This window comes from Flavobacterium sp. EDS (genome assembly GCF_020991525.1).
Taxonomy (GTDB): Bacteria; Bacteroidota; Bacteroidia; order Flavobacteriales; family Flavobacteriaceae; genus Flavobacterium.
Window position 1 is genome coordinate 646,225 of the sequence record NZ_JAJMOZ010000001.1, and the last position, 20,952, is coordinate 667,176.

General features: G+C 29.9%; 19 protein-coding genes. 1 reads left to right on the top strand and 18 read right to left on the bottom strand.

Going from position 1 to position 20,952, the window contains the following annotated elements; genetic code table 11:
- Window positions 1-94: 94 nt before the first annotated feature.
- The 8 genes from LPB87_RS02815 to LPB87_RS02850 form a co-directional block, all read right to left on the bottom strand.
- Window positions 95-2,350, bottom strand: a complete 2,256-nt coding sequence (locus LPB87_RS02815) for a TonB-dependent siderophore receptor (protein ID WP_230604877.1) — start codon at window positions 2,348-2,350, stop codon at window positions 95-97.
- A 196-nt stretch (window positions 2,351-2,546) separates the two neighbouring features.
- Window positions 2,547-3,269, bottom strand: coding sequence for a DUF4198 domain-containing protein (locus LPB87_RS02820; RefSeq protein WP_230604878.1), 723 nt, complete (start codon window positions 3,267-3,269; stop codon window positions 2,547-2,549).
- A 515-nt stretch (window positions 3,270-3,784) separates the two neighbouring features.
- Window positions 3,785-4,261, bottom strand: a complete 477-nt coding sequence (locus LPB87_RS02825) for a DUF6265 family protein (protein WP_230604879.1) — start codon at window positions 4,259-4,261, stop codon at window positions 3,785-3,787.
- A gap of 192 nt (window positions 4,262-4,453) precedes the next feature.
- A complete protein-coding gene (locus LPB87_RS02830; RefSeq protein ID WP_230604880.1) occupies window positions 4,454-6,757 on the bottom strand; it encodes a type IA DNA topoisomerase in 2,304 nt (767 codons plus the stop codon).
- Between the two features lie 586 nt (window positions 6,758-7,343).
- Window positions 7,344-8,423: an acyltransferase gene (locus LPB87_RS02835; RefSeq protein ID WP_230604881.1), complete on the bottom strand. Its 1,080-nt coding sequence runs from the start codon at window positions 8,421-8,423 to the stop codon at window positions 7,344-7,346.
- 171 nt (window positions 8,424-8,594) lie between these two features.
- Window positions 8,595-9,023, bottom strand: a complete 429-nt coding sequence (locus tag LPB87_RS02840; RefSeq protein WP_230604882.1) for a copper resistance protein NlpE N-terminal domain-containing protein — start codon at window positions 9,021-9,023, stop codon at window positions 8,595-8,597.
- Between the two features lie 161 nt (window positions 9,024-9,184).
- Complete coding sequence (locus tag LPB87_RS02845) at window positions 9,185-9,748, bottom strand: nucleoside monophosphate kinase (RefSeq protein WP_230604883.1); 564 nt, start codon at window positions 9,746-9,748, stop codon at window positions 9,185-9,187.
- A gap of 61 nt (window positions 9,749-9,809) precedes the next feature.
- The gene (locus tag LPB87_RS02850; protein WP_230604884.1) at window positions 9,810-10,046 is read right to left on the bottom strand and encodes a helix-turn-helix transcriptional regulator; all 237 of its coding nucleotides are present in this window, start codon (window positions 10,044-10,046) and stop codon (window positions 9,810-9,812) included.
- A gap of 118 nt (window positions 10,047-10,164) precedes the next feature.
- Between LPB87_RS02850 and LPB87_RS02855 the strand changes: the two genes are divergently transcribed.
- Window positions 10,165-10,512, top strand: a complete 348-nt coding sequence (locus tag LPB87_RS02855; protein ID WP_129537647.1) for a hypothetical protein — start codon at window positions 10,165-10,167, stop codon at window positions 10,510-10,512.
- A 211-nt stretch (window positions 10,513-10,723) separates the two neighbouring features.
- Here LPB87_RS02855 and LPB87_RS02860 read toward each other — a convergent pair whose 3' ends face one another.
- From LPB87_RS02860 to LPB87_RS02905, 10 genes are all read right to left on the bottom strand, one after another.
- The gene (locus LPB87_RS02860; RefSeq protein ID WP_129537648.1) at window positions 10,724-11,158 is read right to left on the bottom strand and encodes a RidA family protein; all 435 of its coding nucleotides are present in this window, start codon (window positions 11,156-11,158) and stop codon (window positions 10,724-10,726) included.
- Between the two features lie 348 nt (window positions 11,159-11,506).
- Window positions 11,507-11,767 (bottom strand): hypothetical protein, encoded by a 261-nt coding sequence (locus tag LPB87_RS02865; protein ID WP_230604885.1) that lies wholly within the window; start codon window positions 11,765-11,767, stop codon window positions 11,507-11,509.
- A gap of 339 nt (window positions 11,768-12,106) precedes the next feature.
- A complete protein-coding gene (locus LPB87_RS02870) occupies window positions 12,107-12,643 on the bottom strand; it encodes a hypothetical protein (protein ID WP_230604886.1) in 537 nt (178 codons plus the stop codon).
- Between the two features lie 73 nt (window positions 12,644-12,716).
- Window positions 12,717-13,403, bottom strand: a complete 687-nt coding sequence (locus tag LPB87_RS02875; RefSeq protein WP_230604887.1) for a hypothetical protein — start codon at window positions 13,401-13,403, stop codon at window positions 12,717-12,719.
- A 79-nt stretch (window positions 13,404-13,482) separates the two neighbouring features.
- Window positions 13,483-14,139: a hypothetical protein gene (locus LPB87_RS02880; protein ID WP_230604888.1), complete on the bottom strand. Its 657-nt coding sequence runs from the start codon at window positions 14,137-14,139 to the stop codon at window positions 13,483-13,485.
- 5 nt (window positions 14,140-14,144) lie between these two features.
- Window positions 14,145-14,858 (bottom strand): hypothetical protein, encoded by a 714-nt coding sequence (locus LPB87_RS02885; protein ID WP_230604889.1) that lies wholly within the window; start codon window positions 14,856-14,858, stop codon window positions 14,145-14,147.
- A 15-nt stretch (window positions 14,859-14,873) separates the two neighbouring features.
- Window positions 14,874-15,401: a hypothetical protein gene (locus tag LPB87_RS02890; protein ID WP_230604890.1), complete on the bottom strand. Its 528-nt coding sequence runs from the start codon at window positions 15,399-15,401 to the stop codon at window positions 14,874-14,876.
- Window positions 15,398-16,666 (bottom strand): type VI secretion system tube protein TssD, encoded by a 1,269-nt coding sequence (tssD, locus tag LPB87_RS02895; protein ID WP_230604891.1) that lies wholly within the window; start codon window positions 16,664-16,666, stop codon window positions 15,398-15,400. The genes LPB87_RS02890 and tssD overlap by 4 nt, the downstream gene beginning before the upstream one ends.
- An 898-nt stretch (window positions 16,667-17,564) precedes the next feature.
- Window positions 17,565-18,461, bottom strand: a complete 897-nt coding sequence (locus LPB87_RS02900) for a hypothetical protein (protein ID WP_230604892.1) — start codon at window positions 18,459-18,461, stop codon at window positions 17,565-17,567.
- 27 nt (window positions 18,462-18,488) lie between these two features.
- A complete protein-coding gene (locus LPB87_RS02905) occupies window positions 18,489-20,606 on the bottom strand; it encodes a winged helix-turn-helix domain-containing protein (RefSeq protein WP_230604893.1) in 2,118 nt (705 codons plus the stop codon).
- Window positions 20,607-20,952 lie beyond the last annotated feature (346 nt).

Below are 20,952 nucleotides of genomic sequence, written 5' to 3' on the forward strand. Positions count from 1 at the left end.
CAAAAGTAGTGTAAATTAGAGTGTCTTTTTTAAAACAAAAAACCTCGTTTAATAATAAACGAGGTTTTTTGTTTTAGGAAACGGAAATTGTATCTTAGAATTTATATCTTAAGCTTGTCATTACCTGACGAGGAGCAATAGGATTCACACTATAATTCTCGTGAACAGTATAATTTAACTCGTTTGTAATGTTTGATAATTTACATAAGATAGAGAATTTATTCCACTCATAACCAGCTGAAACATCAATTGTAGTATATCCTTCTAATGGAATTTCTCTGTCGTTAATTGCAAGGATTTTAACTGTAGGATCTTTAGGGTCTGTAATTTCAACATATTGACTGTTCCATCCACCAGTTCTTTTACCAATATAGTTTCCGATAGCACCAAAAGTTATTCCTTTTAATACTCCTGTAGGTAATTTATAAAAGAAACTTAAATTAGCTGTATTTGCAGGAGTTCTTGCTAAACGATCTCCTTCGATAAAGCTTCCTGCTTTTCCTGATGTTTTAGTATAACGCATATCATTATAGCTATAACCAGCAATAATGCTTAGTCCTTCAGTTGGTCTAGCTGTGATATCAATTTCTACACCTTTACTTCTTGTTCCACCACTTAGCACTTTTAAATTTGTGTTAGAATTGATTGTTCCATCAAGATTGAATTCAGCAGTTTGAACTAAGTTGTCATTGTCAATTTGATATACAGTAACATTAGTACTTAACGCGCCTCTCCAGAAATCTTTTTTAATACCAACTTCATATTGATCAATAATTGAAGGGTCAAGAGGAGCATTGTTGAATGTAAATCCTGTATTTGGAGTAAATGAAGTTGAATAGCTTGCAAACAATGACATGTCTTTAGTTGGCTGATATACTAATCCAATTTTTGGAGAAAATGCTTGATCAGTTAAAGGAGCTACTTCTGGTAAAAGTTCAAGTTGTTTAGTTTTAGTATTCAATTGCTGTGTTTCAGCTTTTGCTTCTTGCCAAGACCAACGTAATCCTGCTAAAACTTTAAATTGTTCTGTAATAGAAATTAAATCTTGGAAATAAATACCAAAACGGTTTGTATCAGTTTTTACTATTTTTGTTACATCACCAACTGGAATATCCATTCTTTGTTGATCATAGGTAAAATTAAAGATGTTGACTTTGTCATAAGTTGCAGGACTAAATGCATATGTATATGCTTGTGCAAATGAATTTTCTAAATCAACACCAGTAAATAATTCATGTTTTACTCTTCCAGTATAGAATGTCCCTTGTAAGCTAAATTGTTCAGCTATGATTTGCTCTTGAGATTTATTTTGTCCTAATGGTCTGTTCCAGTCTCCATGAACATAATCTTTAATTTTAGTATCGATTGAGATTCGTTCAGTTCCTTTAGAAACTCTATCAAAATTTTGGAATGAAGTATTGAAATTAAATTTCCAATTGTCATTAAAATTGTGATTTACTAATCCTGAAATTGTAGTTTGTTGTGTAGTTCCATTAGACCATAATGCTCCTAAGTATTTACTACGAGGCACATCGGCAATTTCTTTTCCAATTGCTCCAGTTCCAAAATCGGGAGTCCAGTCATCATGTAAATAATCTCCTTGTAATGTAATATTTGTTTTATTACTTACTTTGAATAAGAATGATGGATTAATATAATAACGTTCTCTTTTTACGATGTCTCTAAAGCTCTCAGAGTTTTCGTAAGAACCTGTAAATCTGTAAGCAACTACATCGCTTAATGGACCGTAAAAATCTACAGTTGGTTTGTAAAACGAATAGCTTCCCATTTGCATTGATATTTCGCCACCACTTTTAAAAGAAGGAGTTTTAGTAACCATGTTCAAGATTCCTCCAGGAGTTACATTTCCGAATAATAAAGCCGAGCTTCCTTTTAAGACTTCTACTTTTTCTAGAGAAGAAACCTCAGGCATAACTCCACTGTTTAAACGAAAACCATTTTTAAACATATTATTTGCTGACATATCATACCCTCTTGAAAAGAATGATTCTTGAGCACCTCCACGGGCAGATCCTACATATACACCATTAATGTTTTTTATGACATCACTTAATCTAATAGCTTGTTGTTGCTCGATTACATCGCTTCCAATGATTTGGATACTTTGCGGTATGTCCATTGGTTTTAAGCCAGAACGAATTGCAGATACAGGTTTGTTTTGTTTATTGGCAGTAATAATAACTTCATTAAGTACTTCGCCTTTTTTGTTTTTTACAGTATCAGTAATTGCTGTAGTAGTTCCTTGATTTTCAGCTGTGTTTGCTCTTCCTTGTGCAAAACCTGACAGACCGAATAATAAACCTAGTGTAGGCAATAATATATATTTCATATTTGTTTATTTGGAATAAAAAAAAATAACGGCGCAAAAGTAGTATCTATGTTTGTATTATCAAAACTTATTTAGATTAATTACAATTAGTTTTTAACAAATTTTTATAGTTTCTTTAATAGCCTAAAAAAAGAAGGAAACCTTTGTTATCACTAACTTAAGTTTCCTTCTTTTTATTTGTTATGAACAATATCACTTATTTAACTTCTATAGAATAAGTTGCCATTTTCCAGATTTCATCATATTTTTTTCCATTATGTTCACCAGCGCTTTTCTCTGTGTGAGCAAATTCTACCATATATTGTCCAGACCAAATTGGTGTAAATTCAAATTGTCCTTTTTCGTCAGTATATAGTTCTTTTTCCCAGCCATTTGGAGCAATTACTTTAATTTTTTGCTTTTTTGCAGCAACTCCTTCATATAAAGCTACACCAGATAATTTTGTGTTTTTCTTTGCTACATCAGCATTTTCAGAGAATACACTAATCGTATTTTTGTTTGCTGTAGCATTATTACCTGCTGTTTTGTTTCCAACGACAACATTAGCGCTTGAATTATAATCTAATTTCATTGTGCCGTATACGTCTTTTACAGTATGTTGCATTACAACTGTGTACACGCCATCTTCATCGGGAGTAAAGAATGCTTGGTATTTTTTGTCTAAAGCAGTTGGGGTTAATTTAATTTCTTTTTTAGAAGGACTTATCAATATTAATGAAAAGTCTTTTAAATCAGAAAACCATTTAGCTGCTGGGGTAACATCATTATCTGAAAATTCTCCAAAGTATACTGAAACTTCTTGAGGTTTTCCTTTTGTTCCTGTTGCTTTTGTTTCGATCCATAAAGCATGAGCAAATAATTGAGGACTTAGTAATACAGTTAATAAAACTACTAGAGTCTTTAAGGGTGTTAATTTCATAATGAAAGTATTTAAGTTTCTTTGATAAATAATTATAATGATTTCATCAATCTTGAAATCGTTAACAAAATTATAATTTAATATTTGTTTTCACAATATTTATTTAGACTAATTATTAATAAAAATTTAAGAAATTCCTTTTTATACTTATAACAAAAAATATATTGTGGTTCAGCTTTAACTTCTATTTCGACTATTGGCTATCTTGGGTTTTTAATTGTACCACCAATGGTTGGTTTTATCTCCGAATTTCTAAGCATGAAATGGGATTTTTTAATCATAGCTTTTTTAGGCGGAATGATGATTTTAATGGTGAATAAGGTTGGGGAGGAGGAGGAGGTTCTTTTTTTTAGATACTAAGGCGCTAAGATTCTGAGATGCAGCGATTTTTTTCTTGATTTGTCTATTATGTTATAAGTTTAGTGACTTAGCTTGAGAAACTATAAACTATAAAAAAAGCTTTATCCTGTTAGGAATAAAGCTTTACTATTAAAAAATGAATCTTAAATAAGATTTTATTTCTTCGTCATTAGATATTTCTCTGAACTAGCTTTTCCTAATTGAATACCTGAAATTTCTGCTGTCAAAGTATTATTAGTATCTTTTGTATAGCTGATTTTTTGAGGATAATCGTGTTTTGGATTTTCGAAAACCAATCCTTTCTCAGTAGAGGCAGTCAACTCAAAAGCAACTGCTTCATCGTTATTTTGCCCTTTTACAGTAGCGTTATAAGTTAAGATTTCTCCTTTTTGCTGTAGTTTGATTGTTTCAAAATGAATCGTGTCTTTTCCTTTAATGAAATAAGAACTTCCTTGAAAAGTACTATCATTTACTTTATTCCATGTTTCAGTTAAAGTGCCTTGTGGAGTAACATTCTCCCATTTTCCAATAAGCCAGTCAGCAGCTTTTATTTTGTCTTTCTCAGGAGACTCAGCTTTTTTGCAAGAAACAATAGCTAATAAAAGAATTATGAGGGTAATTTTTTGAGTCATTATATATTTATGTTTGATGTTATTTGGAATTGCTAAATTATGAAAAAAAGAATAGTGAAATGAGAAAATGAGAAAATGAGAAAATGTGAAAATGTGAAATATAAATGGTAAACATCTAATCTCTTATTTTACATCTGCCTCTTTACATCTTGTCTCGGCCATTTTACACGCATAGATTTAACTTCTTCATATCTAGTGCGAACTACAAAGGATAGCATAAACGAGTTCTTTGGTAGGTTTTTGATCTTTTAGTTTCTCTCTAACGGTATCAAAATCTACTTTAAAGTCGCAACCTAATTTATAATTGCCACAACCATAAGCCGTTTTTCCTTTCATAATCGTTCCTTTTTTGCATTTAGGACACGCCAAAGAGTCTGGTGTTGCTGTTGAAGTTGCTTTAGGCGTTGCTTTTTTAGGTTCTAGTTTGAGTTTGTAATTTTCTTCAAAACGAATCAAACCTTCTACTGTGCCAGCATCAGTTTTAAAGCCTTTTATGTTTACAGTTGATCCTTTCTGAACTAATCTTAAATATTGGTTTTCTGATATTTTTTTGTCTGCAAAAGTATAAGGCAATACAAAATCACAACCTGCTTTATAATTGCCACAACCATAAGCTGATTTTCCTTTTATAAGTGTTGCTTTTTGACATTTCGGGCAGGTTTCTGCCAAAATCCCTGCAGCTTTCTTTTTCTCAACTTTGGCAACTTCTTTTTGCACGCTTCCTGCATGCGAAATATTAGCATGTCTGGTTTCGCTTCGTACTTCATACACTAAAGCTTCGACCATGCGCTTCATGTTGATAATAAAAGCACCAGCGGTATAAGCACCTTTCTCAATGTCTTTTAACTGCTTTTCCCAAGAACCAGTAAGTTCTGCCGACTTTATTAATTCATTCTGAATAGTCTCAATAAGCTGAATTCCAGTTGGAGTAGGTAGAACCTGTTTCTTATTTCGAACAATATATTGACGCTTAAAAAGTGTTTCAATAATGTTGGCTCGTGTAGATGGACGTCCGATACCGTTTTCTTTCATCAATTCGCGTAAATCCTCATCGTCTACCTGTTTACCTGCAGTCTCCATAGCACGCAGTAAAGTTGCCTCTGTAAACTGATTGGGCGGTTTGGTTTCTTTTTCTAAAAACGAAGGTTCGTGCGGGCCTTTTTCTCCCACAACAAAATTCGGCAATAGATCAGCTTCTTTTTCTTTAGCATTCGGATCTTCAAAAACAACACGGAATCCTTTTTTTAAGATTACTTTACCAGTAGTTTTAAAACTTACATCGGCTGCTTTTCCGATAACGGTAGTATTCGCAACTAAACAATCATCGTAAAACACGGCAATAAATCGCTTTGTAATAATATCATACACTTGTTGCTGATTGTATTGCAAATTAGATTGTATCCCTGTTGGAATAATCGCGTGGTGATCTGTTACTTTTTTATCATTAAAAACCTTTGGCGATTTTTTAATCTTTTTTTCTAAAAGTGGTTGGGTTAATGTTGCATAATTAGTTAAATTTTGCAAAATACCAGGTACTTTAGGGTAGATGTCATTTGGTAAAAATGTGGTATCAACTCTAGGGTAGGTGACTACTTTTTGTTCGTATAATGTTTGAACAATTTTAAGGGTTTCATCTGCCGAAAATCCAAATTTTGTATTGCAATATACCTGTAAGCCTGTTAAATCAAACAGCTTAGGAGCATATTCATTACCATTCTTTTTATCGATAGAAACAATTTCAAAATCACTTTCTTTTACTTTATTGGCCAAAAGTTCTCCGTCTTCTTTCTTCAGGAAGCGCCCTTCTTCATAGCTAAAAAGTGTTTCTCTGTATAAGGTTTGTAACTCCCAGTAAGGTTGAGGTTTAAAATTTTCAATTTCTTTAAAACGGTCAACTACCATAGCTAATGTTGGGGTTTGTACCCTTCCAATAGATAATACTTGTTTGTAGCCACCGTGCTTAACAGTGTACAAACGGGTAGCATTCATACCAAGTAACCAGTCGCCAATAGCTCTGGAAAATCCTGCATAGTATAAATTATCGTAGTTCGCAGAAGGTTTTAGATTTTCAAAACCTTCTTTTATAGCTTCGGTAGTTAGGGATGAAATCCATAAACGCTGTACTTCGCCTTTATAATTGGCTTCGTTCATAACCCAACGCTGAATGAGTTCTCCTTCTTGTCCAGCATCCCCACAGTTTATAACCAGTTCGGCTTTATCAAATAAAGTTTTTATGATTTTAAATTGCTTCTGAATACCTGAATTTTCAACTACTTTGGTTTCAAATTTTTCAGGAAGCATGGGTAGGTTGTTCAAATCCCAACTTTTCCAATGGGGTTTGTAATCGTTTGGTTCTTTTAAAGTACATAAATGCCCAAAGGTATAGGTTACAGCATAGCCGTTGCCTTCATAATACCCATCGTGTTTGGTATTGGCTCCTAAAACGGATGCGATTTCTCGTGCTACACTTGGTTTCTCGGCAATACAGACCTTCATTTTTCTCCTTCTAATTTGAATCGCGAAATTAAGGATTTTTTATAAGAAAGGAGCAAAGGTTCTTAGGAACAAAGGCACAAAGATGTGAAGTTGCTGAGTTGCAGAGGTACAAAGTTGCAGAGTTGAAAAAGAGATAAAGGTTTTATGTTTCACGCAGATTTTAAGTGATTCAAGCAGATAGGCGCAGAGAATGTAATAAAATCCGTAGAGTCTGTTTCAATCTGCGGAATCTGTGTTTAATCTATGGCAGAAAAAAATAAGCTCAATCTTGTCTCTCGGAGTCGAAGATATGAGTTATAGTGAGCTAATGAACCAATCTTTACAAAGTTGCTTTTCAATTATTGTCGATTCTGTAAAATGGACTTCGGCCGCGTTTATCTTGAGTGAAGTTGAATGTACTTAGTCTGGGAATATTTTAAAATTGAATCTTCTGATGGAAACAAAAGCTCTAGCCCTGATGGAAACGACATCCTTTTTCTGGCTTCTTTAGCCAGGAAAAGATATAGTGGACAGCAGGTCCCGATAGCTATCGGGATAGCTCCTTGAAATTTTAAAAACAGGGGTTGTAAAAGAGTTTAATTTTTAACTAAGCCTTCTTTCTTCTATCTGTTAGATATTTTCGAACTGGAATATCATAAAAAACCATTGTTAGATAAGCTACACCAAGTAGTAAAATTGTACCTGTAGTTATGATAAAAACAAGTTGAGTTGTATCTGGTTTGTAGGTTGTATAATAGTTGGCAAATGCAAACATCACTGTATAATGAGTCATATATAACGGATAAGATATTTTTCCAGAGAAGATACACAATTGTTTGAATTCTTGCTTTAAAGTGGCTCCAGCTCCAAAAACGACTAACAATGGAAAATAGAATAATACGATTAGGGGTTCAGTTAGCCAATTCCATTCAGAAAAAGGCACAAAGAAGGCTAATAGTAGTAATACAGATAAACCTATGAAACCTAGGTTTGATTTAATGATCCAATTAGAACGGAAAATCAACATACCTGCTAAAAAGGAATACGAAATACGTGCACAGCCATCCCAAAAGGTTTCTCCGCTCCAGCCGCCCATTAAAGAACCTCCCGCACGATTACTGACAAAACAGATTCCTACTGCGGCTAAAAGAGTTAATAAAAAGAGGTTACGACGACTCAATTTATGAAGGAAAAGCACATAAAGAATATTAGCAACATACTCCCAAAACAAAGACCAGGCAGGGGCATTAAAACCAAATAAGTTAAAATAACGATCTGGCATTACCGGAAACGGAATCATAAATAGTGAACAAAGAAAGATCAAAATCAATTTACCCGTTTCGTAGGTTTCGGAGTGATTGGAAAAAGGATCAAAAAGGAAAGCTAATAAACCCAAGACAGAACCAAAAATAACCAAAGGATGCAATCTGATTAATCGTAATTTAAAAAAATCGGAAATTTTCATTTTGTCAATGCGGTCATGATAGGCGTAGGCAATAACAAAACCTGAGAGACAAAAGAAAAAGTCGACTGCTAAAAAACCATGTGCGATGAAGTTTTCGTTGGGAGGATAAACGATTTCCATAAAATGAAAAAATACAATAGCCAATGCAGCTACTCCTCTTAAGCCATCAAGAATTTCAAAATGTTGTTTTGGTTTTATAAGTTCGGTATTTGGTGTGGTCATGGTTAGTAGTGTGGTATTTTAATAATGTGGCTTATAAACTCAATAATAAGAATTTGCAATCGGTTTCTACAAAGATTGATTTTTTCTGCTTATAAAAAAAGCTACAGGAATTATTTTCTTGCAGCTTTTTTGTGTTGCGTATTTGTTTAAGAACAAAGACTATATCGTATTTTACACTTTAAAAACATCAAGTTTTTGCATCCAGAAGATTCCAGACTCTAAAAAAGTAAGTTTTGTTTTGATTACTTGATCTGTTTTATTTTTCGGGTTTTTGGTTACAAATCTAGCCTTCGAATTATTAAAATCTAATGTGTATTTATCATTAAAATCTTCGTTTTTATTAGATGAAAAAGTAATTACATTGTCTTTTGAGCTCCATTTTCCTTTTCCGTATTTATTTATTTCTGGAGGGTTTCCTCCTTGAATTTTTGAATACGAGTGAAATAGGAATGTCCCATCTTGATTTAAGGTCAATTTATATTCAATTTTATGTTTTCCTTCTTCTGTAAGTGTTCGGTTATAATCGCCAGCAAAATTGCTTGATTGTGCAAATAAGGTCAGGTTGAAGATTAAAAGGAGGGTGGTAATTAATAGTTTCATTGGTTTGGTTTTATTGGTGTTAAATTTGATTGGTTATGTTATTACATTGTTTTGAGGCTAGCGCAAGCATCCTGCTTGTGGCTAATTTTTATATTTTTTAGCTAAAATATTTTGATTGAATTCATGAGCGGAGTGGGACGCATGCGATAGCAGGGAGAGTGTTACAAGCTTGCTTTTATTCGTTTTGTAATTTCGTCTATTGTTCCTAATCCATCAAAAGTCAAAACGTTGATTTTAGATTTCATATACTCAATTGCAGGTCTCGTTGCATTTTCAAAAACTTCAATTCTTTTTATATGAATTTCAGGGTTTTTATCATCTTTTCGGTCAGAAGTTTCTGCTCTTTTTTTTGCTCTTTCTAAAAGTTCTGATTTTGGAACATCAATATTTAAGACTTTTCCAATCTTCATGTTTTTTGATTCAATTAGTTGTATCAAATCGTTTACCTGCGGTTCTGTTCTAGGGTAGCCATCTAATATTATTCCATTTTTTGATCTGTTCTCATCCAATATTTTGCTAAATAGGTCTTTCATTATCGAGTCAGGAACTAAATCTCCTTTTTCTTCATATTCAGACATTATTTTTCCGATTTCGGTTTCATTCTGTTTTTCTAAGCGACATCTGTCTCCTGTTGAAATATGCTCAAATTTAAGTTGTTCTTTTAAGATTTCGCATTGTGTTCCTTTTCCTGAATATGGTGGTCCAGTTATTATTAATATTTCCATTTATTTTTATTAACTTAATGATTGTATTTTCTTATTTGTTTGTAACCTTCAGATGCTTGTTTTATAAATCCTTTATTAAATCACTTGGATTTATTTTTAAAGATTGAGCAATTTTAAACAAAGTGCTGATTTTCATTTCTTGAGTACCTTTGATGTATTTTCTTAAATTCTCTACATCCATTTCAGCATCATTAGCAACTTCTCTTTGCTTTAGTTGATTGCTCTCGATTATATCTTTTATTCTGGTTCCCAGTTGTTTTACAACTTCAGGTATTTCACTTTTTCTTGTTCTTTTCATGGAAATGAAATTACAAGTAATAGATTGTTTTTGCGTGATTGTATGCAATCGGTTGTTTGCAACTGGTATTTTTTGTACTTTTGTTTTTTTAACTAATGAAACATAATCTTATTCAATCATGGAAGTACAACATAAAGAATCAGCCACAGAACTTTTAGAATTAATGAATAGAGTAAACTATTTCTCAAAATTGAAACCAGATAATAATGATAATGATTCGTTTGGCGTAACGCTCAAAGTATCTTGTTATAACGAATTAAATCTAATGGTTTCAGATCTTCTTAAGGCAAGTATTATTCTGCTTAATGAAGACGCTAGAAATTTGTCAAATGTAGCAGCAGTAGCAGATATTAATGTAATGACGTTGCTTGAAATTGCCCTACAACTCTTGCCTGATGAAGAAATGCCGTTATTAGATGATTTGCATAGACTTCATTTGAAGTCTGAAGCTAGATTTGCTAAATAGAAAAAGGTACAGTTTGATACTATACCTTTTTGAGTTTTGTTTTTCGTTGTACGAAGTTCCCCCGTTTGATGTAATAATTTCAACACATCGAGCGAAGCGAATTGACGAAGTAATTACACCACCGGGTTGTTTTAATTTTTCCTATGTCAATAGCTTATTAAAAATGTGCGAAGTCAGGTGACTTCGTACTGCAAACCTCAATTTAATGAAATTATTTCGGTAGATGTGCAATCAATTCAACCTCTAATTTTGCGCTTTGCATGTATAATCGTTGTACTTGTACCCATGTAGCGGCAGGAAAGTCACCATTGTAGAATTTTTTTCTAGCAGAATTATATTTTTTCACTGCCTCAATATCTGTTGTATATAAATTTTCTTTTACAACATTTTCAAATGTGGCACCATAACTTGCTAGTGAAGCCTTTAAATCGTTATAAACAGTTGTGATTCCTTGTGGAGTTATTTCGGTTGTTACAGCACCCGAAATGTAAAGCACATTGCCAATTTTTAAAACTTGAGCATAACCAATAGCGGTGTCTTGTTTTGTCTCATTGTTCCAATGCCATTTTTCCTTTTTTATTTTGGCTTCTTGTGCGAAACTTTTGTTGAAAATAAATAAAAAAGAAAGTAAAAGAAAGTACTTCATAATTGTTTGGTTTTTAATTGATTGTTAAATGTTTTATTGGTTATGTGTAAATGTATTGAAGTTTTAATCTGCTTGTTGTGAATGATTTGCAAATCAATTGTTAATATTAATGAGGAAGACTATAGGCAGCAGGCTCTTCGCAGAGCGAGGGAATAATGTAATAACTTTACTTGAAATTGCTTTACAACTTTTGCCTGAGAAAGAAATGGCGTTATTTGATGATTTGGAGAGACTTCATCTGCTGTCTGGTAGAATTTTATGTAAATGATTTTATAAACCTGAATAGTTTTGAGTAGTACTGAAATAAAAAAAGGCACTGTTCACTATGAGCCGTACCTTTTTTGTTTTTTATTTTAAGTTTCGAGAATCTAATTCTTTTTGTAGTTCTTGTTCTAAGATTTTATTGTTTTTTGAATTTCTAACTATTAGATAGGTCAGTATCAAAGGGAAGAAAGTAAAAAAAGTAAAACCATTTTTTACTGCACTGAAAACTACAATTCCAATAGTAAAGCCAACAGCTGCAGCATCAATTATTTTATTGTTTTTCATTCCCTTTATTTTCTGTAAAAGTTCTTGGTCGTTTAATTCGGTTAGGTTTTCTGGTTTCATAGATCTAAATTATGGTTACAAATGGTTGGTTTTAGTCTTGTTTGGTTCTAAAATACTGGCTGATACTCTGTTAAACGAAAATATAAAAAAAAAGCTAATCATACTATAACCAGTACTTTGATCCTGTCTTTTATGTTTGTTGTTTATTGGAGTGGGTAAGAAGTCGGGAGACTTCGCTACAGCGATTCCGATATTTAAAAAGAAATACTTCGTAGAGCAGACTCTTCGTAGAGCGAGGGTCTTTATAATCCAGAATAATTAAATAATCTTTATTGACAACTTTGCAAGAAGAGGTAATAAGTATAGCAATAACCCCTAATTTGTCTGATGCTTTCTATTTTAATCCTCCTGATAATTGTCTAACATAATATCACTTAGCTTGTTATTTTTAAAATTAAAAAGTAAATAACCCTTTTTGCTATCCTTAATAATTAATAATTTTAATTGATACTCTTTGTCATTATTTTCATAGATATTTGGAAAAATATTTTTTAAATCTTTGATATTTAGATTTTTAGTTAATTTATTTTTGTTGATACGAATCTCTATTTTATCCGTTATTTTGATACGCCGTATAAAGACTGTTTTTTCAATATTAGTGTAACTAAAATCAAAAAAATCTGAATAGATTGTATATACGTTATCTGTATTTTTAAAATTTTCAAATGGAACATCAGCATATTTACCTGGCGATACGGTAGCATTCGTTTTCGTATCATCAATATGTTTTTTTATTTTTTTAAAATCGGTATAGAAATTATTTCCATTAAATTTTAAATCATAAAATGAAATTGTATCGGATTTACTGCTTTGACCATAACAAAAACTAGTTTGAATTAGTATGGATATCAATAATATAATTATCTTATTTTTCATTTCTCCGTAATTGTTAACAGCATACTTTTTTGAGATACATTAAAATAGGTAGAGCTGAATTTTGATGATACGATTATTTCCTTATCCTAAATGATACTACTGAATCACAAATATTAAATCTGAAATAATAAAAATGATCAGAAACTTTTTTTATATCTATTTCATTTTCGATGTTTCCATATTTCATACAATCATATTTTTTTAATTCATTAAAAGGGATGTTTATTGGAATATTTTTTCTTGAATTACAATCGAATAGGAATAAGTTATAATTATCATCTTTATAAATTATTAATTCATTTTTTAAATCAAATTTCACTTGTAACCCATTTATCGATTGGATGCGGTTTGTTTTATCAAATAACCAAAATTTAGTATTTGCTCCTCCACTTTGTTTGATTGCGAAAAAATTACTAAAATCACTACCGTCAAAATAAGCTGTGTTTTTTTTAGTTGAAATGACATCATACTTAATTATAGTATCGATGTTCTTACCTAAAAGAGCAAAATTAATTTGATTGTCATTTTCTTCATTTCTAGTTGGAAATACAATAAGCTTAAAATTACTCTTTAGAAAAAAAGTATTCTTTTTTACTGTGTCGTTACTTTCATCATAAAGAAAAACTTCATTATTAAGTTGTTCTTTTGATTTGTGATTATCATTAATAATTGCTGTTTCAGTAGTTTTATCTTTTGTTAATGATCTACCACAGCTACTTATTAAAAATAAAATTATTAATATTTGAATTAGTTTTTTCATAAATTATGATTCATAAAATATTTCCATGCATACCCCTTATTGTTTTCTTGGTTTTGATAATAAAAATGCTTGTCAATAATTAATCTTTATCCAAAACATTCCTAATAGAATCTATATCGGTTCGTTTATATTTTGATAACTCAAAAGCTTTATTTTTAAATTTTATTGTTTTTCTATATTGTTTCCAGCCCCAGGATTCAATACTTATGCTGTCTACATAAAAATCATTATTGCTAAATGAAACATATGTTTTTGTATAAAAACCGTTATTTCCTGTAAAATCTTTAGATATAATAAAGCCACTTTTATTAATTTTTATTTCTTCATAATAAACAGGAGTATTACATTTTAAAGCGTTTTTGTAAATTTTAAAAATTTTACTCTTTTTATTTATGGTTTTGCTTATCAAAAGCACAGGAAAATCAGAATCAGAATTTTCAGAATAACAATCACCGATTCCATTTTCGTAAGATGGTTTTAAAACAGCAATCGTATCTATCGTTTTATTATTATCAAAATCAAAACTTAAAGGTTCGTCTTGGTAATAGTTAGAGAATATAATTCCATATCTATCTTTATATCCTTGAATTTGTTCTAAACAATTTTTCTTCTCTATAAAAATACTTTTTGGAGCCTTAATAGTATCTTTAGGATTATCACTTATATTCTTATTTGTAATTTTAGAACAAGAAATAAAGAATAAAATTGTTATAAATATGTAAAAGATGAATTTCATAGTTTCTATTTTAAACTAATTTTAGAATAAGAATCCAAGGAAGTGTCGGTTGAAATACTATCTCTAACTAAGGTTTTTATTCTAAGAATCCTTTTATCTTGATAATAATAAATCCTTTTATAATAGATTTTTTTGTCAAAATATTCGGCGTTTGCATTAATCTCTTGAAGCTGTTTTTCTTTATTTTTTATAATTTCAATTGAAATAATTTTAGAGTTATTAGGCAAATAATCTAGATTGTTAGATTGAGGTAAAATAAAATTACAATTACTATAAGAATATTTATTATCATTATTTTTACTCGTTTTACAGCTTTCTTTTGTAATATTTTCTATTTCTGTATCATTTTTCAAGAAATCTAAATTCTTTATAGGAATTATATTTATAGAAAATGTAGCTTTTTCAGAATATTTAATATCTGTAACTGAAGTGTAATAATTTACGTATCTTATATTTCCTCCAGCAATATGTTTTTTTTGTTCTGGACTGTATATAAATTCATTGACTAACAAATCATTATTATCTTTTAAAAATGTAATTGAATCATTTTCTTTGTTATTACCATAAACTCTGGCATACTCATTATTGTTTTTATGAAAATAATGACGGATATATACATCTTTATCATTAGAATGAATAATCAAATAATCATTATTGACAACTTTGCAAGAAGAGACAATAATAAATAAAACACCAATAATTAATTTACTCTTCTTCATTTGGTTAAATTGCCTTTAGAAAATTTTATTATACCGATTTGTTTTCATTTCCTCTTTTAATTCTAATATTTTAGTCTCAATTACATTTCCTTTTGTGCCTACTTTAAAGCACAGGTAGATATATCCACTCCCAATAGTTGAATATGAAAAACTATATAATTCAATTAATATAACTGTATAATTTAATTTTTTTAAAGCGCTTATTTTTTTAGGAATTAGATTTGTAAAATCAGTTAAATTAATATCTCTAACAGCATTATTGTTTATTTTAATTATCGGATTTATAAAAATGTCAGCCTTTTTGATATGTTCGTCTGCAATATCATAGTTAAGACATTCTTTTGTAAGTACGTTCTCAGTTTTTAGAACTAATTTGATATCGTTATTATATAGATTTTCATGAATGTGATATACGCTTAAAGAATCATTGATAAGTATTCTACATGATTCGATGTTTTTCTGAATAAAATTTTGAGTTTTATTCTGAGAATGTGAATATGCTATACCAAATAAAAAACAGAAAAAAAATGTTGCTATTTTCATAAATTACCAGTTGAATTATTTTCATAACTAAATGAAGTTGACTTATAAATTATAGTTGTACCGAAATCCCCTTTAAATACTGAAACGGATTCAAAAAATGACTCTTCTAATGTATAAAAGTTCGACCAATTTTTAAATGCATTTTTTTTATGTTCAGAATGTATGAACAACCATTTTTTCCAATTTTCATTTGTACAAATATCGGCCCCTTGCCAGCCTATTCCTCCCTCAGAGTGGTCTACATCAATATAACCATTATTTAGATATTGAACTGCCTTAATAGTATATTCTATTGCGGTTTTCATTTTAATGTTATCATTCCTCCCTTCTGCATTTTTATCATAATCTATATTTTCATTCAGCTCAATATTTAAAAAATCTCTAAATGCAGGATTTCCTTGAGCACCATAATGAAATGTATGAGCATATGTTTGATCATTCCATTTATTTCTCATTTTTATTAAAGTATTGTTTAATGGCCAATTATAATGATACTTTTTAATTTTAGAACTAATCAATTGTTTATGATGATTCATAACAATAAAAGGTATCCTCTTTATTACATCTATTGAATATCCTGATTCTGAATAGGCTAAACCAGCTATTCGCAAAAACACAATGTTTTCTATTTTCAATAATTTTGTATTATTATAAGTTAAGCTTTCATTTCCGTTTTTATCTTTTTGAGTAGATTTTCCATCGCAAACATAAACATCGTTTATACTTCCTTCAAAATCAGGTTCGTCTATCTTACCTTCAAAAGTACCATCTTTATTATAAAAATGTCCATTTATATATACAATACGATCTTCTTCTTCCTTTTTTGGAATGTAATAAACAGGTTCACTTGGCGGAATCCAAGATTTATTCCAGTATTTTACCAGTTCTGCCCCATAATTCTGAATTGCAGGAGAGATGGTTAAAACAATATGCATGTTTTCTGTTCCATAAGCATCAAATACTTCTGAATATTCTATCAAATACGCATCACTAAACTTATATTTTCTTATCGGAATATCTTCATCGCCTTTTTTATAAAAATGTACTTCTCCTTTTTCCATTCTCTCCGTTTCTTTCTCTAATTCTTTTGTCATATTATGCCAAAATACATCGTCGCTTTCTTGGGCTACAAAACTTAAGGTAAGAAAACCTCCTTCGGCATCACTAGTTGGCGAGCCATCTTGTGCTGTATATCTGTGATAATTGGTGTTTATCCATAGTAATTCTCGTTCTTCTCCTAAAATAAATAATTTGGCTGTGGTCATAAATCTTTTCTTTGTATTATTTCAATGGCTATAAATATAAGTAAAAAGCTATGTAATTTATATTTAAATTGTGTTTTTTGGAAGATAAAACTTAAATTAAATGTTTTCGTAATTGCTGAGTAGCAGGATTTGTTCCATGAAAAAACGCAGTAAAACCTAAGTTTTACTGCGTTTTAAGTAAATAAATAGTAAGAATAAGATGCTGTTCGAAATTTTTTGATTTTTTATTGGAGCGGGTGCGAAGTCGGGAGACTTCGCATAGCGACCGTTGAAACACTTCGGAGAGCGGGAACTTCGCCACAGCAATTTATGGATTTTTAATAAGGAATACTTCTCAGAACGAATAATTAAACATAAAGTTTGTATAAAAATTTAAAACATTCATTAATTGAGAATTTATATTATATATATTTGGAAATTATTTCAGACAAAATAAAAGGAGACTTTCGCCTCCTTTTGGATGTTTTTCAAATAGTTATACTATTTGTTTTTTATTGCTATAACTAATAGCAATAAAATCACCAATGTATTTTCCATGGTTTTTAGTCTGGGAAAATTAAATTAAGACCAAAGTCAGAATGGCAGTTCTGACTTTTTTTGTACCTCCCTTTTGGTACATTAATCTTATTACTTTTTTAAAAATTAAAAAAGTTTTTATTTCGATATACTGCAAAAAAAAACGTTAACATAATGCTACATCAATCCATTACAGACTGTGCAATATTATATTAACGTTTGTTTTTTTAGCGTCTAGAAAAATACTGAAATTGTATAGTTCCTCCTCGCTTATGGCAAAGATATAAAATTTTCATTAACTCTCTTAAAAAAATAAGAGAGTTGGTTTTTTAGAATGTTATTATTTAACATTGCTCATAATAATTTATTGATAATTCTATTTTTACATACTACTTTCCCCTTTAATTATTTCTTTTATTAAATGGCTTTCAAAGCTATGAATACTTTTTATATTTCGATCTTCAATAATGTCTCCCCAATTAAAATTATGTTCAATATTAAATGGTGCATCATTAGAAGATGATAAAAAGTTTATTGATGCTTTTATTTGTATTAGACCTTGGTTTTTCGAATTCCAACTAAATTTAGGATGTACTCGAACTTTAACCGCAAGCATTAGACGTTCGTAAGTTAATCTGTTTTTTTCTTCTGTTGAAATTATAGATAATTCTGTAACGTCTTTAGTCATATTTGGAACGCAATACCACTTAAATTCGTCGTAAGTTATATAATCTAGTGGATTAATAAAGGGTTGGAAAAGAGGGTAAATTCTTTGGCTAAACTTTTTGTCTTTATGATATAAATGTTTTGGAAATTCTTGGGTAATCATTATTCTGCATCCTTTAGCAATTCCTTCTAATTTTACAGCTTCAGTAACAGCTTTTCCTAGAATGAATCTTCCTAATGAATGATTTTGATTAGTTTCTATAATTTCGCCATAAGATAAACCACCACGGCATAATATTCCGCTATCGATACAACGCGACATGATATTGTTTGCAACAAGAATGACATCTTTAATATTTTCAGACCAGACGAAAGCGCAATCTGAAAGTTGAGATATTGTTACAGAAAATATTTTGTCTAAATCCATTAATATTTCGCGAAATTCGGCAAGAATGGCTGCTGCTAAAATTTGATTGTCATAGTGTTGGCCGTATTGGTCCAACCAAGGAGCAAAATCCTTATCATTCAATTCAATTTGATTTTGCGTAAGAGCACCAAAACCTAATATGTCTACAAAAAATACAGCACCGGTCATTTTGGTTATTAATTCCATTTTTTTTTATTTTTCTTGCGATTTGTTTTATTTATACATGTTTTTTGCTAGTTGAGTTAGTTCATAAGAAAATGGATTTATATCTTTATTTCTTTTAATTAAACCTTTTTTTAAATCTAACATTTTATTTTTTTGACCTATTGATTGTGAAGACAAATCTAATTCTTCTGCAATTTCCCTTGCTGTTAATGGCTTGTCTTGGCTAGCAAGTTCCATAATTATATTTATATCTGTTTGCGGGAGTAGATCTTTATTTTCAATCTGTTTAAGTTCATTTTGAATAGTATCTGCGATACTTTCTGAAATTACTTTACCATGACATTTATTGCATGTGTAATTTGTAAATTCTAGAAAAGGGATTTGATCTTGAGTAAAAGTTTGATTACATTCAGGGTTAACGCAATGAGTTTTTTTAGAGGAAGCTAGAAATTCTTTTATTGAAGGGTTAAAATTAAAAGGTCTTTCTATAAAGTATTTTCTATGCTTTGAACCTTTTGGCTTCCCCCACATCAAATTGTTTTTGACACCCAGGCCATAATTTATACAATAGATAGAAACTAATTTCCCGTCTTTATCACTCATTTCAGTATATTTACTTATAAAATAATTAAGTTCTAATGTGTTTAAGAATTTTTCTAATTCTGGGACAAAATGAAAATGACTTGAAAACGGTAAATTTGCAATGTATGATTCTCCAGAATACTCAGAGCTTGTAATTTTTCGTTTAACTTCAGTAAGTTTTTCGGTACACTTTAAAAGTAATTCTTTTAACTGCAGAATATCAATTTTTTCATTTATGGACATTAAAGAAAAAGTTGTTTTATGAAAAAATGGTTCGATTTTATCTTCGTAATATTTTTGTGCAGCAGATTCAATATCACTTTTATTTATTTTTTTGTCATAAATAATTTTACTTTGGTAACAATATGATAGAATATAGCCTATTATTCTAGGGACATTCATTGAAGTTTGAAAAATTAACTCATAGTATTCTTCAATTGTATTTCTACTAGTATCAAAATAATCACTTGAAGTTTTACTAGTAAAATAACTTATTCTTTTTTCTATCAATCTTTTTGTAAAATCAATAGCGCCTTCTTCCATTTTGTTTCTTTCAAATTCAGAATACAAATTATAAAAGTCAAGATTTATAATATCTGTTTTTCCAGGATCTATTTTTCCATAATGAATTCTATTTGGATAAGCGGCTATTTTAAACTTTATAAATTCTTCAGACCAATTATTTAATGGGGCCAATAAAACATCAACAAAAGTCTCAATTGCTGTATCATCAATTTCAGAGAAATCATCTAATAAAATTATGATATGTTTAATATTTAGATCTTTTAAAACATCTTTAACTTCTTCTATAAAAGTTTTAATTTGAAAAATTTGCATATAAACTGAAGAAAAATTTGTCTCAATCTCAGATGTATTATTGAGTTCTTCTTTTTTTGAAAAACTATTATTAAGAGTTATTGATCCATCTATTCCTTTTTCAGATATCCCAGCTTTTGAATCTGAGCCTGTTTGGGATTGATTTTCTTTTGATGTTGAATTTGATTTTTTTTTATTAAAAGCAATATTTTTAATAATAGGAATTTCTATTTCTTTTAAAGCTTCATTATCTTCAATTTTATTTTTAATTGCTTCAATCTTTTCCTTTACTTTTTTTGATTTAGTTGTAGAAATAGCATCTAAAATATTATGAAAAAAAGTATCGTATCGTAAATTAATTTCAACTAATAATCTTGAAAGTACACTTTGCAAAAAGCTTCTTTCAATTAAATATTTTTGTAATGATTTTGGATCTAAATATTCTGTTAAATAATCTAAATTAATATATTCTGTTTGTGCGGACTCATAAACAGTTTTGACATCAATATAACAAGGTAAGTAAAAATCTTTTTTTCTTAATTCCTGTTCAATCCTTAAAAATATAGTAGACTTTCCTGTCCCTTTTCTTCCAACTAAATACGTTGTATTATCTTTTAAACATTTTTTTAAAATATGTTCGCTTGGAAGTAAATCTGTATAAAGTTTTTCTAATAAATTACTACCTTTTTCGTCAACAAGGTCAGCCCTTCTGTATTTTTTTAGAGATTCAACTGCATTAAAAAAATTATCTTTATCTGCTGTGTTCATAATTTAATTTTTGTTTTATAATTTTTAGGTTTATTATTTACAGATTATGTAGCAAACTGTATTTTATCAACCTATAGACTAAGGCAATTTTACGATTCTTAATTTTATCAAATATATAAATTAACAACGATAATACTAATAAAAAGAGTTTAATTTGAATTATTTCCCAAAACTAGCTAGTTTTAATTCAAAAATTTTACTGAAAACCGTAAAATCTCTTTTTATTACAAATGTCCTAGCCCTGTCCCGATAGCTATCGGGAGAAGTGAAAATCCTTTTGTGAAGCTTTGGCGAAACAAAAGATTACTTCGTCAGTTCGCTATCGCTCGTGTGTAACGGATAGCAG

What these genes read in the sequence shown, in the direction of transcription:
- LPB87_RS02865 (WP_230604885.1), bottom strand. Translation starts at nt 11,767, where the DNA reads ATGAAACCAGAAAACCTAACCGAATTAAACGACCAAGAACTTTTACAG.
- LPB87_RS02855 (WP_129537647.1), top strand. Translation starts at nt 10,165, where the DNA reads ATGGAAGTACAACATAAAGAATCAGCCACAGAACTTTTAGAATTAATG.
- LPB87_RS02875 (WP_230604887.1), bottom strand. Translation starts at nt 13,403, where the DNA reads ATGAAAAAACTAATTCAAATATTAATAATTTTATTTTTAATAAGTAGC.
- LPB87_RS02870 (WP_230604886.1), bottom strand. Translation starts at nt 12,643, where the DNA reads ATGAAAAATAAGATAATTATATTATTGATATCCATACTAATTCAAACT.
- LPB87_RS02890 (WP_230604890.1), bottom strand. Translation starts at nt 15,401, where the DNA reads ATGAAAATAGCAACATTTTTTTTCTGTTTTTTATTTGGTATAGCATAT.
- LPB87_RS02860 (WP_129537648.1), bottom strand. Translation starts at nt 11,158, where the DNA reads ATGAAGTACTTTCTTTTACTTTCTTTTTTATTTATTTTCAACAAAAGT.
- tssD (WP_230604891.1), bottom strand. Translation starts at nt 16,666, where the DNA reads ATGACCACAGCCAAATTATTTATTTTAGGAGAAGAACGAGAATTACTA.
- LPB87_RS02900 (WP_230604892.1), bottom strand. Translation starts at nt 18,461, where the DNA reads ATGGAATTAATAACCAAAATGACCGGTGCTGTATTTTTTGTAGACATA.
- LPB87_RS02825 (WP_230604879.1), bottom strand. Translation starts at nt 4,261, where the DNA reads ATGACTCAAAAAATTACCCTCATAATTCTTTTATTAGCTATTGTTTCT.
- LPB87_RS02885 (WP_230604889.1), bottom strand. Translation starts at nt 14,858, where the DNA reads ATGAAGAAGAGTAAATTAATTATTGGTGTTTTATTTATTATTGTCTCT.
- LPB87_RS02880 (WP_230604888.1), bottom strand. Translation starts at nt 14,139, where the DNA reads ATGAAATTCATCTTTTACATATTTATAACAATTTTATTCTTTATTTCT.
- LPB87_RS02830 (WP_230604880.1), bottom strand. Translation starts at nt 6,757, where the DNA reads ATGAAGGTCTGTATTGCCGAGAAACCAAGTGTAGCACGAGAAATCGCA.
- LPB87_RS02840 (WP_230604882.1), bottom strand. Translation starts at nt 9,023, where the DNA reads ATGAAACTATTAATTACCACCCTCCTTTTAATCTTCAACCTGACCTTA.
- LPB87_RS02820 (WP_230604878.1), bottom strand. Translation starts at nt 3,269, where the DNA reads ATGAAATTAACACCCTTAAAGACTCTAGTAGTTTTATTAACTGTATTA.
- LPB87_RS02815 (WP_230604877.1), bottom strand. Translation starts at nt 2,350, where the DNA reads ATGAAATATATATTATTGCCTACACTAGGTTTATTATTCGGTCTGTCA.
- LPB87_RS02850 (WP_230604884.1), bottom strand. Translation starts at nt 10,046, where the DNA reads ATGAAAAGAACAAGAAAAAGTGAAATACCTGAAGTTGTAAAACAACTG.
- LPB87_RS02845 (WP_230604883.1), bottom strand. Translation starts at nt 9,748, where the DNA reads ATGGAAATATTAATAATAACTGGACCACCATATTCAGGAAAAGGAACA.
- LPB87_RS02905 (WP_230604893.1), bottom strand. Translation starts at nt 20,606, where the DNA reads ATGAACACAGCAGATAAAGATAATTTTTTTAATGCAGTTGAATCTCTA.
- LPB87_RS02835 (WP_230604881.1), bottom strand. Translation starts at nt 8,423, where the DNA reads ATGACCACACCAAATACCGAACTTATAAAACCAAAACAACATTTTGAA.